Origin of the sequence: Bacillus haynesii (assembly GCF_001969855.1) — a bacterium.
GTDB classification, from domain to species: Bacteria; Bacillota; Bacilli; order Bacillales; family Bacillaceae; genus Bacillus; species Bacillus haynesii.
The window spans coordinates 65,399-82,943 of sequence record NZ_MRBL01000020.1; the positions used below are offsets into that span (position 1 = coordinate 65,399).

16 protein-coding genes are annotated in these 17,545 nt (G+C 43.1%); 4 read left to right on the plus strand and 12 right to left on the minus strand.

Annotated elements, in window-relative coordinates; genetic code table 11:
• The first annotated feature begins 302 nt into the window (after window positions 1-302).
• Window positions 303-1,100: a hypothetical protein gene (locus BTA31_RS17680; RefSeq protein WP_076793345.1), complete on the plus strand. Its 798-nt coding sequence runs from the start codon at window positions 303-305 to the stop codon at window positions 1,098-1,100.
• Window positions 1,101-1,457: 357 nt separating this feature from the next.
• Here the strand turns inward: BTA31_RS17680 and BTA31_RS17690 are convergent, their stop codons facing one another.
• The 10 genes from BTA31_RS17690 to BTA31_RS17740 all read right to left on the minus strand — a co-directional run bounded on the left by BTA31_RS17690 (window position 1,458) and on the right by BTA31_RS17740 (window position 13,491).
• Window positions 1,458-2,558, minus strand: coding sequence for an MBL fold metallo-hydrolase (locus BTA31_RS17690; protein ID WP_076793346.1), 1,101 nt, complete (start codon window positions 2,556-2,558; stop codon window positions 1,458-1,460).
• A gap of 271 nt (window positions 2,559-2,829) precedes the next feature.
• Window positions 2,830-3,237, minus strand: coding sequence for a hypothetical protein (locus BTA31_RS17695; protein WP_239693236.1), 408 nt, complete (start codon window positions 3,235-3,237; stop codon window positions 2,830-2,832).
• A gap of 115 nt (window positions 3,238-3,352) precedes the next feature.
• A complete protein-coding gene (locus tag BTA31_RS17700) occupies window positions 3,353-4,414 on the minus strand; it encodes an enoyl-CoA hydratase/isomerase family protein (RefSeq protein WP_076793348.1) in 1,062 nt (353 codons plus the stop codon).
• Window positions 4,415-4,429: 15 nt separating this feature from the next.
• Window positions 4,430-5,215 (minus strand): enoyl-CoA hydratase-related protein, encoded by a 786-nt coding sequence (locus BTA31_RS17705; protein WP_076793349.1) that lies wholly within the window; start codon window positions 5,213-5,215, stop codon window positions 4,430-4,432.
• An 81-nt stretch (window positions 5,216-5,296) separates the two neighbouring features.
• A complete protein-coding gene (locus BTA31_RS17710) occupies window positions 5,297-6,751 on the minus strand; it encodes a CoA-acylating methylmalonate-semialdehyde dehydrogenase (RefSeq protein WP_076793350.1) in 1,455 nt (484 codons plus the stop codon).
• A gap of 18 nt (window positions 6,752-6,769) precedes the next feature.
• Window positions 6,770-7,657: an NAD(P)-dependent oxidoreductase gene (locus BTA31_RS17715; RefSeq protein ID WP_076793351.1), complete on the minus strand. Its 888-nt coding sequence runs from the start codon at window positions 7,655-7,657 to the stop codon at window positions 6,770-6,772.
• Between the two features lie 15 nt (window positions 7,658-7,672).
• Entirely contained in the window at window positions 7,673-9,388 is a 1,716-nt protein-coding gene (locus BTA31_RS17720) for an acyl-CoA dehydrogenase family protein (protein WP_076793352.1), read from the minus strand.
• A 460-nt stretch (window positions 9,389-9,848) separates the two neighbouring features.
• Window positions 9,849-10,802, minus strand: coding sequence for a mannose-6-phosphate isomerase, class I (gene manA / locus BTA31_RS17725; protein WP_076793353.1), 954 nt, complete (start codon window positions 10,800-10,802; stop codon window positions 9,849-9,851).
• An 18-nt stretch (window positions 10,803-10,820) separates the two neighbouring features.
• Window positions 10,821-12,764 (minus strand): PTS fructose transporter subunit IIABC, encoded by a 1,944-nt coding sequence (locus BTA31_RS17730; RefSeq protein ID WP_076793354.1) that lies wholly within the window; start codon window positions 12,762-12,764, stop codon window positions 10,821-10,823.
• A gap of 424 nt (window positions 12,765-13,188) precedes the next feature.
• On the minus strand, window positions 13,189-13,491 hold the full coding sequence (locus BTA31_RS17740) for a hypothetical protein (protein ID WP_076793355.1): 303 nt from the start codon (window positions 13,489-13,491) through the stop codon (window positions 13,189-13,191).
• 133 nt (window positions 13,492-13,624) lie between these two features.
• Between BTA31_RS17740 and BTA31_RS22435 the strand changes: the two genes are divergently transcribed.
• Both BTA31_RS22435 and BTA31_RS17750 read left to right on the plus strand, forming a co-directional pair.
• Window positions 13,625-14,599, plus strand: coding sequence for a hypothetical protein (locus BTA31_RS22435; protein WP_083698337.1), 975 nt, complete (start codon window positions 13,625-13,627; stop codon window positions 14,597-14,599).
• Window positions 14,600-14,695: 96 nt separating this feature from the next.
• The gene (locus BTA31_RS17750; RefSeq protein ID WP_076793356.1) at window positions 14,696-15,154 is read left to right on the plus strand and encodes a hypothetical protein; all 459 of its coding nucleotides are present in this window, start codon (window positions 14,696-14,698) and stop codon (window positions 15,152-15,154) included.
• A 125-nt stretch (window positions 15,155-15,279) separates the two neighbouring features.
• On the opposite strand, the gene BTA31_RS17755 is transcribed toward BTA31_RS17750, so the two are convergent.
• Window positions 15,280-15,618: a hypothetical protein gene (locus BTA31_RS17755; protein WP_239693237.1), complete on the minus strand. Its 339-nt coding sequence runs from the start codon at window positions 15,616-15,618 to the stop codon at window positions 15,280-15,282.
• Between the two features lie 93 nt (window positions 15,619-15,711).
• Between BTA31_RS17755 and BTA31_RS23100 the strand changes: the two genes are divergently transcribed.
• Window positions 15,712-15,888: a hypothetical protein gene (locus BTA31_RS23100; RefSeq protein WP_167370617.1), complete on the plus strand. Its 177-nt coding sequence runs from the start codon at window positions 15,712-15,714 to the stop codon at window positions 15,886-15,888.
• Window positions 15,889-16,142: 254 nt separating this feature from the next.
• Here the strand turns inward: BTA31_RS23100 and BTA31_RS17760 are convergent, their stop codons facing one another.
• A complete protein-coding gene (locus tag BTA31_RS17760; protein WP_076793357.1) occupies window positions 16,143-16,805 on the minus strand; it encodes a hypothetical protein in 663 nt (220 codons plus the stop codon).
• Between the last annotated feature and the right edge of the window lie 740 nt (window positions 16,806-17,545).

The window sequence follows — 17,545 nt, forward strand, 5'->3', positions numbered from 1 at the left end:
ATTTTCTAATAATGGTTTCTGGGAGACGCCGATCCTCACGAAAGTGGTGTTAGACTCCTACTATTTTACCTGCCAATCCGCCTTCCCTGCCCTCCGGTTCGCCCCTGCCTGTTGGTCTTTGACAGGCATTAATTCGAACAGACCAAAAACGTGATGCAAGACACTTTTTTAGCATGAATTTGATGAATCTCAAAACAGGTTATAGATGTTAGTCTGATATGTAATATTTTTCAAGTTAACCCTTGATTTTGAATTTATTAGTGTTATCCTGGTAATGATTCATAAAACAAAGGAGTGGTTTTGTGTTTAAAAAAAGTGTTGCTATGTTCTTAGGTGTCGTGCTGATTTTTTCAATGATTCCTTACGCATCAGCAGTAGAGGGGAAAGACAAATATGTTGTGGCAAAGGAAGTAATATTGAAAACTCAAGAAGATTTCATACAATCTATGAAAAAACTATCTCCTAAAAACGATGATGAAGCAGATGAATTTTCCACTCAATACTTCAAAGATAATCCGGTAAACGAAGAACACTTGATAAATTTTTATAAAAAAGAAAAAACTGTGCTCCCTAATGCAACCTCCGGTGATACAATAGATATTGACAACTACATACTGAGTAATATTGATGAGGGAAACTTCAGTGAGCATGATTTAGGAAATGGCATAAAACTTGTCCTTACTGATTCTCCAACCTATTTTATTACTTCAGTGAGCGAAACCCCAATTGTTGAAAACAAGTTTCAGGTCAAGGCGAGGACAAAAGAACATAAGCTAGTTTACAGAGCAAAAAACATGTTTGGAATAGAATTGTTTAAGGTTCATAATGCCGCATATTTCACGTATGGCGGCAAATCTCCAAGAGCACATCAGACTTCTGCATATTATAAACGAGGGACAACATCGTTGTGGAGAGTTGAAAACTGGAAAAAAGGAACCAGAAGTGTTCCAGGCAATAAAGCGCAAGCCTATGCCGAAGGAAATTTTTTTACAGGATTCGCATTCAAGGGCTTTGATATTATTATGCAGGAATGGCATATCACAAACACAATCACTTGTAATAACAAAGGAAAAGTTGAAAGAAGCGGGAGGGTGAAATAGTTTTGTTCAAGTCTAAGATTTTTGTTTGGGTGAGTAGTATAATCACAGGATTCCTTGCTCTCGTTCACTTGTGGAATATAGCTGTAATACCAGAACAAACAGCTATGGGGTATGTAAGTGTTATAACAGCAATCCTTGTAGTGAGCGCATTATATGGCATCGTAACAGGGGCAATTGCCTATTGGATATTTAACATAATCAAGTTTCTTTCAAAAAAATTCACTCATGATTAAAGGGATGCAGACTAAAAAGTTTGCAGCCAAATAAAACAGAGAAAAAGCCGTCACCAGTCTACGCTGGAAACGGCTTTTTTTAGATTTGCAAAGGGAGTGCCTTGCATACGGATAAACGACCTGCTTACATATCCCACCAAAAGGACTCGGGAAGCGAGTATTGTCCGTTTAACAGAACCGTTGCGCCAATCACTGGAGCGATCATGTTGGCGTCTTTTTTCTCGGCCTCTTTCAATGCGCGTTCAATCGGCTCTTTCCAGCCGTGGTATGCGAGGGTAAAGGCCCCCCAATGAATCAACATCATATTCTTTCCTTTTACATCTTTGTGGGCCTGTACAGATTGTTCAGGTGTCATATGAATCCCGGACCAGCGTCTGTCATATTGACCGCCCTCCATTAATGTAAGATCAAAAGGGCCGTATTTTTTGCCGATTTCCTTAAAGTGTTTATCATATCCCCCGTCACCGCTCGTATAAAAACGCGTATGTTTTCCGAGGATGACCCAGCCGCCCCACAGGGTCGTATTTCGATTCAACATTCCTCTTCCCGAAAAGTGTTTCGACGGTGTCAAGGCTATCGTCAAACCTTGAAACTCCGTTTCATCCCACCAATTGAGTTCGGTGATTTTTTCTTTTTCAACTCCCCACCGAATCAAGTGTGCGCTGACTCCGTAAGGAACGAAGAAATGACCGGCCTTTTCCTTCAGCTTTAAGATGGATGGATAATCTAAGTGATCATAATGGTCATGTGTAATCAAGACGGCGTCAATCGGCGGCATATCATTGACCATGTGCAGGATGTCTTCGCTGTAGCGTCTGCTTCCGATAAATGATACGGGTGAAGCAATTGGACCCAGCATAGGGTCTACGAGTATTTTTTTGCGATCGATGCTCAATAAAAAAGCGGAATGTCCAAACCACGTTAAGCTGTCTTCGTTACTTTTAACGATGTTCCAATCAATCTCAGAAACAGGAATTTGTCCGGAAGGGTTGCGTTCCTTACCGCCGGAAACAGCGTCTCTCATCATCGAGAAAACCCCCGAAATTCCGCCCATATCCATCTTTGCCGGAGCTTGATTGACAAATTTGCCATCGGTATAATTGTCAAAGCTTTGATACAGCTTTTTTTGTTCTTTGCTTGGATTGCCCCCAAACACGGGGTGTAAATTGATGAACAATAAAGCAGCGGCACATACTACGATGATGAAAATGAATAAAAACATCATGATTTTTTCATTGTTCCTTCCTTTTGAGGATGATCTCTTGCTTTTCTTATTCTACCGATTATACCTGCATCATCGCCAGTGTAACGTTGCTGGATATGGTTAATACCATCGTAGCTCAACACAACGTGCAACCAAACAATGAATAAAAATGTAAAGAACCCTCCGAATTTGAAGAGTTCTTAAAATGCGTGCCGTGTAAAACGGCTATTGTGTGATCCGCTTAAATGCTCAGCCGGCGATCTCCGGAGCACCGCCAAACCTTATGCAGTAATTATTTGATTTGCACCAATAAAAATGTGTATTTGGTGCCCTCCGGCTTGTTTTTCCAATAAATCGTTACCTCCGCATCTCCCTTTTGGCGTCCTTCGTAGTCTACCGAGTTCATGTTCGGATTAGGATATGCATGAAGAATAAAGGGATCATCGACCGCAACCTCTAAATCGTCGTCCGAAAATTCAATTTGCGGACCTCCATTTATACTGCCGCAATAAAAATGTGCACGGCCGGAACCGCCAATGCCAACAGTTTCGTCGTATACGGTGAGGATGTGAGTTGAGCATTCGCTTGGTTTAATGGTACCAACTGATGCAGCATTTACAGAGATGGCATGAAAGGACGAAATCGTCGCGAGGGCAATGGCAAGGGACAAGAAATACTTGCTTAATTTTCCGATGTTCATGTTGTCAGCCTCCAACCAAATATTGTTAGTATGCATATTCTCCAGATAGAAATATATACCTCTTTCATAAGACGCTTACAAAAAAAGAGCTGACGTTAATGGTCAGCTCCCGCTTTTAAAACCGGACAGATTCAGAGGGTTGGAAAAACCGGTCCACCGCTTCATCCGTTACATCTGAAACGTGCCGATACTTGTAGTTCGGTGATTGATCACGGTCGATCAGGACGGAGCGGACGCCTTCGAAGAAATCATTGTGCTTCAAAAAGTTCTTTGCCAGCACCAGATCCGTGGCAAAGCATTCTTCCATTGTTTTATGACGTCCGTCCGCCAGCTGTTTCAATGTGATTTTCAATGAAAATGGCGATTTGGAAAGTATCGTTTTTTTCGCATTCGAGCTAAAGGTGCTTTCCTCGCTTTCGAGTGATCGAAGGATATCTTCCAGCTTATCATACTTAAAATGATGGTCAATCGCTTGCTGATCACGGGCGAGCGTGCTCTCCTGGGAGGGTTCGGTTTTCGATTCGCTGATCAGCTGATCGAGCTTTTCTTCAACGTTTGCCAGGCGCCAATCTGTTTGTTCCACTGTTTGGATCAATCGTTCTAAAGCGCCGCTCTCCATGTAGGCGTCTGCCCCATTGATATACAGCACGTCGGCTGCATGGATGACAGACGCTGTTAATCCAAGATACCGCCCTAAGCGGCCTGGGGCTTTGTTTAAAAAATAGGCTGCGCCGACATCCGGAAAGAAACCGATATTCATTTCGGGCATCGCCCATTTTGTTCTCTCCGTGACGATCCGGTGGCTGGCTCCGTATGTCAGGCCGACGCCTCCCCCCATAACGATCCCGTCCAAGCAGGCGATGATCGGTTTCGGAAATTGATAGACTGCCATATCGACTTTGTACTCCGTTTCAAAAAAGCGCTCGGCATCTTGCAGGGCCTGTTTTGACGAACGGGCTTCATAGAGTGCCTTAATATCCCCTCCGGCACACAGTCCTTTTGGTCCTGCACCTTTGATGACCACAACAGAAACGTTTTGATCCGTCTCCCACTCGTTTAACTTTTCACCAATCAGACGGACCATGTCGTATGTGAGTGAGTTGAGCGCTTTCGGACGGTTCAGAACAATCGCTGCGGCGCCGTTTTGATTGACGGAAAACAGCACGTCATCGGACATGTTGATCCACTCCTTTTATGAATGATGAAAGTCTGGTTTGCGCTTTTCGACAAATGCGTGAATTCCTTCTTTGGCATCTGAAGTGACAAACAGCTCGGCGAATCTGTTTCGCTCCCTCTCCAGTGCCTGTTCCATGCTTTCGCTGGCACCCTGTACGATACATTCGACGGCGCGCCTCACGCTGGTCATGCTTTTTCCTTCGATAAAAGACGAAGCGACGCTTGCTGCCGTCTTCATCAGCTCCTCTCCCTTTACGGACATCTGCGCAATTTTCAGCTCTACCGCCTCTTGAGCTGAAAGCGTTCGGCCCGTCAGGATAAGGTCGAGTGCTGTCGCTGTATCCGTTATGGTGCGAAGCCGTTGTGTACCTCCAAATGCAGGAATCAAGCCGAGCTTTAATTCGGGAAGACCGACTGTTGCATCGTTTGATACGATTCTGAAGTGGCAGCTCATCGCGAGTTCCAGGCCTCCGCCAAGAGCCGGTCCGTTTATCGCCGCAATGACGGGTTTTTTGGAAGCTTCGATTTCATCGCAGAGCGCCTGGCCACCTTGTGCGAGCGCCAATCCTTGTTTTTCGTCCCCAAGTTTTGAAACGAATTCTTTTATATCCGCTCCCGCCACAAAAAAGCGGCCTTCTCCTGTGATGATGATCGCTTTTGTCTCCTCGTCACGGGCCAATTCCCGAAAAAGAGAGCGCAATTCGGCGATACAGGAAGAAGAGAGTGTATTTGCCGGCGGATTGTTCAACGTGACGGTTGTGATGCCATGTTCTGTTTTAAGTGTGGCATATTTCAAGTTCAATATTGATCCCTCCCTGTTTAAATAGAAAAGGCCCCTCTTGAAAAAATCTGTTGTGCACGAGAGGGAGCCTTATGTTAAGGATTAGAACCAGCGTTCGGTGACGACCTTTTTACGCGTGTAAAACTGGACGCCGTCCTTTCCGTTTGTCCCAAGATCTCCATAGAAAGAGGCTTTGTTCCCTGCAAAGGAGAAGAACGCCATCGGAGCCGGTACGTTGACATTGACGCCGATCATTCCGGCATCGATTTTGTCGCGGAACTGCTGGGCGCTTTTCCCGCTCGATGTGTAGATGACAGCGCCGTTGGCAAACTTCGATTGATTGGCGAGCTCGATCCCCTCATCAAGGTCTTGTACACGGACGACGCTCAAGACCGGTGCGAAGATTTCGTCCTGCCAGATTTTCATCTCCGGTGTCACATGATCGAAAATCGTGGCTCCCACAAAGTATCCTTCCTGAACATCCGGATTGCGTCCGTCCACGGCAAGTGCGGCCCCTTCTTTAATGCCTGTGTCGATATAGTCAAGGACGCGTCGTTTATGGACTTCACGGATCAGCGGACCGACAAAGTGATCCTCGGATCTGCCGTCTCCTGTCTTCAGCTTCCGTGTTTCAGAGACGAGCATTTCCATGAAGTCATCGGCGATGTCATCAACGACCGCCGCAACGGAGCAGGCCATACAGCGTTCCCCGCTGCTTCCGAATGCCGCCCCGATGATGCCTTGAACCGACTTTTCAAGATGGCAATCCGGCATAACAATCGCATGGTTTTTAGCGCCGGCCAGCGCCTGAACGCGTTTCCCGTTGGCCGTGCCCGTTTGATACACATATTTTGCGACCGGTTCTGAACCAACGAAGGAGACGGCTTTAATATCATCGTTCTCCAATATTCCGTTTACAACATCCTTTCCTCCATGGACAAGGTTCAGCACACCTTTTGGAAACCCGGCTTCATAGAACAGCTCAACAAGCTTCCCGGCAAGAATAGGAGTGCGTTCCGAAGGTTTCAGGACGAACGTGTTTCCGCAGGCGATGGCGAGCGGAAACATCCAAAGAGGAACCATCATTGGAAAGTTAAACGGCGTAATGCCGGCGACGATCCCCAAAGGGTAGCGCCAAATCGATCCGTCGATGCCTCCTGCTATCGCGGGCAGGGATTCTCCCATCATTAAAGTAGGTGTGGCTGTCGCAAGCTCAACAACTTCGATTCCCCGCTGCACTTCGCCTCGGGCGTCTTTTAACGTTTTGCCGTTTTCCGTCGTAATGATGTCTGCCAATTGTTCTTTTTGCTCTTGAAGAAGCTGCAAATATTTGTATAAAAGTCTTGCCCGATTGGGGACAGGCACAAGCGACCAGGTCTGATAAGCGTGCTTGGCAGCCTGCACGGCACGATCGACATCCGCTCTCACAGATAGAGGCGCATAAGCGATGACGCTTCCGTTTGCAGGATTGACCACTTCTTCAGATTCCGTACCTAGAGAATTCACCCATTCCCCGGCGATATGGTTCATCATTTTTTTGGCATTGGTTGTGATCATTTGCTTTCTCACCTCTCCTTACTGATAAGTTGTCTTTTGTTCGCTTATTTTTTTGTATAAAACAGACATATCTTTGTCGCCGTATCCGTTCTGATCGGCGTCTTCATAAATGCCGAAGAGAATCTTGCTTACCGGCAGTTCAACCTCATTCTTCTCAGCCAAATCCAGTGCAAAGCCAAGGTCTTTCAGCAGCAGCTTCAAAGAAAAGCCAGGTTCATAGTTTTCATTCGCTATGAAACTTTTATAGTTGCGCTCATAGATCCGGCTCTGCCCATAGCTGACATTCAGCATCTCAAACAATTGGTCGAGATCGAGATTGCTGTTTTTGGCAAGGTGCAAGGCTTCACTGACACCGGCTGTATAAAAACCGATTAAGAGATTGTTGATCAGCTTCGTATTCGTTCCGCTGTCGATGTTTTCGTTCACATGAAAAATATTCTCCCCCATTGCGTTGAAAACAGGCAACGCTTTATCAAAAACGGACTTCGGACCCCCGACCATAAAGGTCAGCGTCCGGTTGACCGCCCCGATCACACCGCCGCTGACCGGCGCCGCAAGAAAATCGATCCCTTTGCTTTTCGCTTCTTCCGCAATTCGGATATTCAGTTCAGGAGCGACAGTGCTTGTATCGATCAGGAGGACGCCCGATTCAGCCAGGTGTACGATCCCCTTTTTCCCCAGAAAAACCTCCTCTGCAGCGTTTGATGAAGGAAGGCTTGTCAAGATGGCGTCACACTCTTCAACCATCTTTTCAACTGAAATCCCGATTGTTCCTCCTGCATGATGCAAGGCCAATTCAGCTTCTTTGTTAAGGTCCATTCCATACACCGTAAAGTTCTCCTGCAGCAGATTTTTCGACATTGGGAGACCCATATTGCCCAAACCGATAAATCCGATTGTTTTCACACAGTTTCCCTCCGATCACACCGTATATTTTTCATAAGCGGCTATTTTTTCTGCGATTTCGCGTTTTTGAGTAAACAGATTGCTGAAAAGGGGCAAAGAAAGGCTGCGAGCCTCTTCAAATGCGAGCTTGCTTTCGGTTTCATCAGATGCTATGCCTGATAAGGCGGTCACCGCCATCTCTTCGATTCTGCGGAAGCCTTCTTCACAAATGACGTTCGTCATCATTTCTTTCAACCGTGCTTTTTCGCTTCCGCTTCTTTGGATTGTTTTTTCGGTCCGGCGGGCGACGGATTCCATCACATAGATTTCTTTTTTCATGTCGGCGAGAAGCCGGGCGTATTCCTGCTCCTCCTGAATGTTCACACGAGAGCGTATAAGCGCTTTCAATGTTTTGCCGAAAAGCCTGTTGGACAGCTGAATAAACCGCCGGTTTCGGTTCCCCTCGCTGCTTAATTGAGCTTCCTGCCCTGAGATGCCGTTTTGCTGCGCTTCTTTCATCATCAGTTTGGCGATCGTCAAGCGGTTTATCTCGTTTGTCCCCTCGAAAATCCGGCTGATCCGTGCATCCCGGTACAATCGTTCGACTTCGTACTCCTGCATGTATCCGTAGCCGCCATGAATTTGCACCGCTTCGTCTGCAACCCGGTCGAGTATTTCGGAGCAGTGAACTTTATTGATCGCACATTCGGATGCATAGTTTGCCAGTTCTCTCAGTCTATCGTCTAATGGGAGAGCGGAATCTAAAACATTGTCCAAGCAATCTGCCGTTCTGTAAGCAGCGCTTTCCGCGCCGAAAATCAAAATCGCCATGTCAGCAATCTTTTCTTGAATCATTGAAAAACCGATGATCGGCTTGTGAAATTGTTTGCGTTGTTTGGCGTAGCTAACGGCAAGGTTCAATGCTTGTTTTGCCATTCCAATGTTCGAAAACGCGAGCTTTAAGCGGGCCATGTTTAAAATATTCAAAGCGACATGATGTCCTTTCCCGACATGACCTAGAACATTGTTGCTCGGCACCTCGACTTCCTCCAGGATTAAGGTTGCTGTCGAAGACCCTTTGATTCCCATCTTCTTCTCTTCAGGTCCGATGGAAACGCCTTTAAACGAACGTTCGATGATAAATGCTGTCATGCCTTCCGCCGTTTTTGCAAAGACAACATATACATCAGCTACCTGCGCGTTCGTAATCCACTGTTTTTCCCCATTTAAAATCCACGCTGTTCCATCCCTATTCAAGACGGCCGTTGTTTTTGCGTTTAAAGCATCTGATCCTGCGCCCGGCTCTGTCAGAGCATATGCTCCGATCCATTCGCCTGATGCCAGTTTCGGAAGGTATTTTCGTTTTTGTGCTTCTGTTCCATAATAAATATACGGCAATGTCCCGACTCCCGCATGAATATTAAAGGAGACGCTGAACGATCCGCCGGCTCCCATTTTCTCTGCCACTAACCCGGAAAGCTTCTTGCTGAGTGAAAGGCCGCCGTATTCCTCCGGAACTTCGATACTGAGTAAACCGAGCTCTCCCGCTTTTTGAAACAATTTTTTCACGCTTTCGTGATCCTGCTGATCGATCGATTCAAGAAGGGGCATGACTTCGTTTTTGACAAATGATTCTGTCGTTTTTGAAATCAGTTGATCTTCCTCTGTGAAATCTTCCGGCGTAAATCCTTCAGCAGCCGATTCGTGTTGAGAAATCAAGGGTTCATTCCATCGAAGTTTTGCTTTCCCCATTGCTTTCCTCCTCGCTTCCGCTAAATAGAGTGATAAACCGAGATAAAAAGACGATGAATCCGCTTACATTTTTCCTAATACGAATCATCGTCTCTTTTCTCATCCAGATAAGGACCAACCAATTATGAAGGGCACGGTTGTTTCGGTCATTTAGCAGGCTTTTCTTTTGCCTGTCGCCGGAACATAGACCCGCTTTTTGTTTCATGAAGCAGCTGTTCCGCGAAAAGCCCCGGGCAATGCAGCTGATGTTTAAGATATGAAGCTTTTAATATCAGCTTATCAAATAATTGGAAGATTTCCAAATGTTTTTTCAGTTTACTCTATTTTACTTGTGGAAGCTTGGGAATATGCATTGTCAGCCTTGTGGCGAACGCGTTTTGGCAAGCCGGGATTCTTTTTTCGCAAAAATAAAACAGACCATCGTTTTTATGGTCTGTTCAAAAAGGGTACCGTTGATCGCTTATTCAATTGACAAGCTTGAGACGATACATTCTGCATGGCCGGAGAGCGTAAATTCTCCAAAGCCTGCAGGCAGCAGCATGTGATCTCCTTTTTTAAAAGAAAAGTCATGGCCGCCAGCCGCGATGCGCCCTTCCCCTTCTATAGCGCTGACAAGAAGAAACGGTTTATCCTGTTTGAAACAGGCCGATCCTTTTACATCCCATTTTCTCACTGAGAAATAAGGACACTCAATCAGTACGGCTGTCTTGACATCGCCCGATGTTTCATATTGAATGGTTTCGCGATCAGGCGAAGACGGGACGGCGATCACGTCTATGCTTTTTTGCAAATGGAGCTCGCGCAGGTTTCCTTCAGCGTCTTTTCTGTCATAATCATATAGTCTGTAGGTTGTGTCTGAATTCTGCTGCGTCTCCAAGATCAAAATGCCTTTTCCGATCGCATGGACGGTTCCGCTCGGCACATAGAAGAAATCTCCCGGCTTCACTTTGACGCGGCGCAAAAGCTCATTCCATTTTCCGTGTTCGATCATTGAGACCAGTTCTTCGCGCGTCTTGGCATGGTGGCCGTAAATGATCTCCGCATCTTCTTTGCAATCAATGATATACCAGCATTCCGTTTTTCCGAGCTCCCCGTTTTCGTGCAGCTTTGCATATTCATCGTTTGGATGCACTTGTACGGATAGGTCTTGGTCGGCGTCCAAAATTTTTGTCAGAAGAGGAAAACGGTCTCCCTTTATATGTCCGAATAAATGACGGTGTTCATTCCATAATTCGCTGAGTGTGAGCCCTTTATACAAGCCGTTTTTTACGACGCTTTGTCCATTTTGATGTGCGGCGAAAGCCCAGCACTCCCCCGTTTGTTCTGATGGAATCTCATAGCCGAAAGAGGCTAAAGCTGTGCCGCCCCATATTCTTTCTTTAAAAACAGGCTCGAAAAATAATGGTTCAGTCATGACAGGCGTCCCCCTTTTTTAGATGATTTCATCCAGAAGTTTGTATGCTTCTTCTTTTGTTTGGGCAGAGAGAAGCTTGTCCCGATAGGTGTCATCCATCAGTTTTCTGGAGAGCATTTGCAGAAGTTTCAGATGCTCGTTTCCTCCGCTTTCTTTCGGGACGGCGATCATAAAAATCAGTTTGGCGTCAGTTCCGTCAAGACTCTTCCAGTCGACTCCCGAACGTTTAATGCCGAATGCTACACTCGGTTTCTTGACGGCGTCAGACTTCCCGTGCGGGATCGCGATATTCATGCCGATCGCCGTTGTCCCCTCTAGTTCGCGATTGATGATCGCTTGTTTAAATTCGCTTTCCGAATGCAGTGCGCCTTTCCGGGCCAATTTTTGAATCATTTCATCGATAATGTCGTCTCTCGTATCCCCTGATAAATGCGGCTCGATCAGTTCCGTATCGATGATGTCTGTGAGCTTTTTGATTTCCGGCATTTCGGATTTTTTGCTTTTTGCTTCGATTTCGATGTTCGGCTGCGGAATGTCATTTGCTGCAGCAGCTTCACTTACTCCTGCGGGTGCAGCTGTGACCTCTTTTTTAAGCACATTGACCAAAAGAGCGGTGACCAGAGATCCGGCAATAACGGCGATAAAGAACATCAACACATGATCGACAGCGCCAAGAACCGCTACGATCGGTCCGCCGTGGGCGACTCTGTCCCCTACATTACCGATCATGGCAATCACGGAACCAGTCATTGAACCCGCCATAATACTTGGTATGACGCGAAGCGGGTCCTGTGCAGCAAACGGTATGGCGCCTTCAGTAATGCCGAATAATCCCATTGTAAATGCTGCTTTTCCCATTTCTCTTTCTTGCGCCCGAAATTTTCTTTTTCCTAAAAACGTTGCGATGCCAAGCCCGATCGGAGGAATACAAATGGCGACGGCGATCGGGCCCATAATTTCATAGTTTCCTTCACCGATCATGGCCGAACCAAACAGGAATGCCACTTTATTGACGGGACCGCCCATATCAAACGAAATCATCGCCCCTAAAATTAATGCCAGAAGAATCGAGCTTGAGCCCTGCATACCAGCCAGCCAAACCGTCAATGATTCAAAGATCTGCGCGACAGGCGCGCCGATCAGCAATACAAACGCCAAGCCTACAATGAGCGAGGAAACCACCGGTATCACGATGATCGGCATGATCGGCTGAATGGCTTTTGGCACTTTTAATTTTTTGATGGCCAGCGCCGCATATCCGGCTAAAAAGCCCGCGATAATACCGCCGAGGAACCCTGCACCGCTCCCGCTGCCATAAAAGCTTCCCGTCGCTGCAATATATCCGCCGATCATTCCCGGCACAAGCCCCGGTTTATCCGCGATGCTGTAGGCAATATAACCAGCTAAAATCGGGATCATGAATGAGAATGAGGCAGCCCCGATTTGCTCAATCGTTTTCCAAAAAGATTCATCAGGAATCACTAACCCTTTCGGCGTCTTTTCACCTCCAAGCGTCAATGCGACCGCAATCAATAATCCCCCGACGACAATGAAAGGAACCATAAACGATACACCGTTCATTAAATGCCGGTAAATCGGATTTTGCTTTTTCTCCGTTTGTGCGGAGGCTTCCGTTTTCGCAGCCGAACGATAGACAGATATATCGCCGCTGATCGCTTTTTGTATCAATTCTTCCGGTTTTCGGATGCCTTCCTGAACACCGACAGCCAGAAGTTTTTTTCCTATAAAACGGTCTTTGTTGACCGAGCGGTCTGCGGCAATAATAATTGCGTCTGCCTCGCGGATTTCCTGCTCGGTCAGCTCATTTTCCACCCCGATGCCGCCTTGTGTTTCGACTTTCATTTGAACGCCCATTCGATCGGCCGCTTTTTGCAAATTTTCCGCAGCCATATACGTATGGGCAATGCCGTTTGGACATGATGTAATCGCTAACAGTTTCATGCGAATCCTCCTTCTGAAACTAAAGTAGTGAGCAGCTCTTGTCATTACTTTATAATAAAAACCTGCGTGTAAAAGCGTTGTTTTTTACCGCAGGCTCCGGAAAAACCGGCTTTTTTCAAAAAGCAGGACTGTTATGAGTGGCGACTTGTAAAAACATTTGGGACTGAAGGAGACAACTTATGGATGCGGAAATGAGAGGCAAACCCATTGTAACTGGGAAAGATGTCGAAAGGTTCCTAAAGAACGTAATAACAGAAAAGTTGAAACCTGGAGAGCACAAAGAAAAAAGTTAATTCAAAAAGCATCCGCAGCAATTTCACAATCAACATGGAACAGCATTTAAGATGTTAAGCGAAAATGAAGCACTTCCCTCCAACCGAACTACTTGAACTACACTCCCCTACTTTTCAGTGGGGTATGGCTTTTATATTTGATCTAGGATCTTTAATAGTTCCGCATCATTAATTTTAAAAACTATAAATTGAATATAATCAATTTTGTTTGTGTCAGGGAAATTTAAAGTGGTTATAGTAAAGTTTGTAGCGTGTTTTCCTAACAGTCCAGCAATACGCAAGGCGACATCTACATTTTCAAAATCAATATCAAAAGCTACAAATTCTTGATACTCTTGATTCACGTAATAGTTCTTTATTTTTGTATCCTTTGGATTTGAAGGATTTGACGCAGAATTAAGAAGTTTCTTGAATTTCTTAGGATCGAAGTTCATCAATGTTCAACCTCCAATATTTTGGTATTTGAAGTATAGCACAGCCTTCAACCAACGGGCTCTTATTAAGATCATTCTCCCCCTCCCCTTTAAAATTTTCCACATTTACCCGATAATAGGATCGAGGTGAATATTGGTAGAATTTAGTGAAATCGTAAAACATCAGCTTACAACGACGGGGTTAAGAAAATTAACCAAGTTCATTCGAAAGGAGTTTCCGGCAAAAGGGCAACCCCATTCTGAACAAATGAAAAAGTATGAAGCTCTTAAAAAGTTAAGTCATAATGATCTCTCCTTTGGAATAGCTCGGATGGTACGAATTGAATCAAGTTTTGACCATTCGAAATTTGCTGGACTTTTTGTTTTAATAATAGGTTCATTGCTTGGTGCATTTAAATTTATGTTAATCGATAATCCACTACCTCTTGGAGGAGAAGTTTATTTTACATTCACAGTGTTTGCAGTTTCATTGATTTTTATTGGTGTTGGATTGGATAAAAGAGATATGATAACAGCAAATTACTTTAAAGAGTTACTTGAGCAGGCAAAGGCTGATAAAGGGAATGGAAAAGAGAATGAAAAGGACAACCCTATTTCCCAAATAAGGCCTAACAATCGAATTGAAGTAAAGATCTCAAATTTATTGCCTTTTTGGAAAAAGAATAATTTTTATATAAAAGAAGCAAAAAATTTAGAGGAAATCTTACTTGAATGGTCTAACAAAGAATTGGCTTTCTACATAAGTGACTATTTTGGTTATTGGTCATCTAAAAATAAAAAAGCTGAAATGAAACGTATTAGGGGCTTAGATTTGGATACTGTTATTTTGGCTATTGCAAGATTGAAGAATATCGAAGAGTATACTGATAATTCAAAGATTATTCCAGGTCTAGCAACGGTAACCACCTTCTTTGCACCTTCACTCATACAGTACTTTGCCTATGGGAAGCTTACTTATTTTTCAGTCATAGTTGGATTTATTATTTCTTTGGTGACCCTTTATGTGTTTAGTGTGAAAGTTGATTTTGGAAGGACATATCGAGCAAACGCAGTTCAATTTAGAAGCTTATTGGAGCAAGTGAAATCTGAAATGGAGAAGGCGTCCTGATGGATGTCTTTTTTATTTTGGGGATATAGGGCGTTCCCTCCCTCCTCTTTAAAATTTTCCATTTATGTACGATAATCACTTTGAGGTGATTTTGCAATGAGTGCTGATGAATATTATAAAAAATATTTAGAAGAGAGTTTAATTAAGCTAAAAACTCCAGAACTCATAAAATTTATTAAAAGAGAATTTCCTGAAGAGGTGACTTATAACCATGAGGTTCACCAAAAGAAAATTGAAATTTTGAAATCCCTATCTACAACAGACTTATCGGCAGCTAGCGCCAGATTGTCTAGAATTGAGCGAAAGTTTGATCATACTAAATTATGGACTATCGGCGCTGTTTTTATTGGTACAGCTCTTGTTAATTTACAAATCTTATTTAAAGTAAACCTCACAAAAATTTCCGAGGAAAATTATATTAATTGTTTATTGTATGGTATTGCTGCCTTAACAGTGTGTTATATCATGTATAGGGGCATCAGAAAGGATAAGAAAATATCAGATACAGTAGCATATTTAAAGGACTTGATTGAACATGTTAAATCAGATAAGTAACATTTTAAGCTGAAAAGAAAAGGCATCTTAATGGTGTCTTTTTATTTTTGAAGTTGCAAATGAAAAACATTGCATCAGAAAAAGTATGTCAGGATAGAACTAAAAAAAGCAGGCCGCCCACCTGCTTAATCTGTCTTAGCTTTCTTCCATCTACTCTTAATCATCACCATGAACAAAATATGAAACAATACAACGATGATATTATACTTAGGGTCAATTTTTAAAAAGACAGTATTAAAAGTCATCACTAGAATCATGAGGAGTGTTGCAATCCACCATATAACTTCATATTTTTTATCACCCTGCTCTTGGCTCTTCTTACGTTTAACCAGGTCAAAAATCAAACAAGCAGCCACAAAAACCACTAAAACAAATGTTGTCACAGGGAAAGAAAAGTTTGATTTGACGTTATACATTATAACCGCCCCTAAAGCCCCGAATATAAAACTAATAAGTAATCTCATCGTTAATATCCTACCTTTCTTAATTTTCACATTAATTTGCTGGGATAAAGTTTATGAACAAGAATAATATACCAAAGAAAAGGTGAAAAACCCATGAACAAAAGTGAAGTTTTAGAAATATTCGAGGAGGTTCTTGAAGAGTGGTTTTCTGCTGAATTGATTCTTTTAAGCCAAGGTGGTGATGGTACTGCTAACCTTGAAATGAAAAAAGAATTGTATAGGGAGCGTTTTATTGAGGCGTTAGAAGCGACACTCGTTAGCATTATCTAAACATTTTTCGATATCTGCCTTCAAAGATAAAAAGGTTGCCCTGGTAAGGCAACCGATTGAGTGCTTTAAATGCTACCATTTGTCTATTAGATCTTGCGAAATGGAACTTCTTCAATTTTTTTGAGCGTTTCTTTTAAGAAATATCTTTCTGAATAAAAAGACTAACCCAATCAAACATAAGATGGTGATAATACTTCCTGGAATTCCAAAACTACTTAGCATATTATAGATTCTCCTTTTATATAAGTACTAACTTAATTTGGGTTTACCGTAAAAGTGCCGCCTTTATGATTAACAGTAACGGTACACCATGTTGAAGCATAAACTACAACCGCAGAATATCTCTTAGTTGCAGAGAGTGTGGTATTTTTCCCAGAAGTTGAAATTGATCCCGAGTATACTTTACCAACACCTCCGCTCCCTACTAATCCATAAGCATTGTGAAAAACTTCAGTTTTTACAGAAGTTACTTTACTGGCACCTGCAGTTGTACTTGTCTTCAGGTTAGAAGCACCGAAACTTTGATTTATCAAATTTTGAATATCGTCTTTAATGTTTCCGCTTACTTTTACTGTAACACCATTGGATGTTTTAGAGCCAGAAATGTATTTTGTAGCAAGTATATTTACATCTTCAGGATTGGCTGGGGATGCATACATTTCAACAAAAGCTTGATCTTTTAATGAGAATTCTTCTCCGATATTGTATTCTCGATCAATTCTTTCAAAGTTCGAAACTATTTCTTCTTGAGACAAGTTTGTCATCTTTTCTTTATACGCTTGTTTTTGTTCTTCCACCGTTTGGCTTGAATAATCTTCTTTTGAATCCTTTGAAACAGCATTGGTTGTGTTACTAAATGTGAAACCCAAAGTTAAAACAAGTGGCATACCTAAAAATAAGAGTTTCTTTGCTAACAAATGAAATTCCCCCTTACTAGATATTATTTGTGACTAAAAAAATGATATCATAGTAAAGGAGAATTTCATGTAAAGTTTTTGTAAATTTGCTTGTTAATCCCTGGCGACTCTATCCCCTGACGCGCTATAGAAGAAGTCAATTGCGCTACACTTAAACTCCCTGTGCTTAAACACATTCTTTTACTAGTTGGCTTCATTTTTATTAATGATTGTCTCTGAGTGTTTACTCTACTGTAGATGAATGTTAAACAGATCATAGGTTTGACGGGTTAATCTCCTCTCCCCCTTCCCTTCTGCTCAAGATACATGAAGAATGGTATGGTATTCACTTTTTTGAAATAGTGTTAGATTAAACAGACTGCTTAAAAAGGCAACTCCATATAATATGAGTTTACACATCATATAAAATTTGTTTCACTGAAGGTTCTAAATCACGAAGCTCTTCAAATCATGACAAAGACTTTTTAATACAACTTTATATTACCATGGCTCGTAAAATCCTCGAGTTTAATTAAACCTCTATCCAAGAAGTTTTCTATTACGGTTCCAACTCAAAACAAACACTGTTTAATAAATTCTTTCTTCGAAAAGTATATTTAAATTACACATTCAAAAATCTAATCTTGTGAACAACATCACCCATTGCTGTGGTAGCTTCCAATACAAAAAGAATAGGATAAGCAGAACTGATCACTGCTCACCTATCCCATTCTGTTGCCATTTATCATGTGCAAATCGAT

Excerpts from the sequence above, each read along its gene's own strand:
- BTA31_RS17700 (WP_076793348.1), bottom strand. The coding sequence starts at position 4,414 with ATGTCCGATGACGTGCTGTTTTCCGTCAATCAAAACGGCGCCGCAGCG.
- BTA31_RS17750 (WP_076793356.1), top strand. The coding sequence starts at position 14,696 with ATGAGTGCTGATGAATATTATAAAAAATATTTAGAAGAGAGTTTAATT.
- BTA31_RS17740 (WP_076793355.1), bottom strand. The coding sequence starts at position 13,491 with ATGAACTTCGATCCTAAGAAATTCAAGAAACTTCTTAATTCTGCGTCA.
- manA (WP_076793353.1), bottom strand. The coding sequence starts at position 10,802 with ATGACTGAACCATTATTTTTCGAGCCTGTTTTTAAAGAAAGAATATGG.
- BTA31_RS17695 (WP_239693236.1), bottom strand. The coding sequence starts at position 3,237 with ATGAACATCGGAAAATTAAGCAAGTATTTCTTGTCCCTTGCCATTGCC.
- BTA31_RS17720 (WP_076793352.1), bottom strand. The coding sequence starts at position 9,388 with ATGGGGAAAGCAAAACTTCGATGGAATGAACCCTTGATTTCTCAACAC.
- BTA31_RS17690 (WP_076793346.1), bottom strand. The coding sequence starts at position 2,558 with ATGATGTTTTTATTCATTTTCATCATCGTAGTATGTGCCGCTGCTTTA.
- BTA31_RS17710 (WP_076793350.1), bottom strand. The coding sequence starts at position 6,751 with ATGATCACAACCAATGCCAAAAAAATGATGAACCATATCGCCGGGGAA.
- BTA31_RS17730 (WP_076793354.1), bottom strand. The coding sequence starts at position 12,764 with ATGAAACTGTTAGCGATTACATCATGTCCAAACGGCATTGCCCATACG.
- BTA31_RS23100 (WP_167370617.1), top strand. The coding sequence starts at position 15,712 with ATGAACAAAAGTGAAGTTTTAGAAATATTCGAGGAGGTTCTTGAAGAG.
- BTA31_RS17755 (WP_239693237.1), bottom strand. The coding sequence starts at position 15,618 with ATGAGATTACTTATTAGTTTTATATTCGGGGCTTTAGGGGCGGTTATA.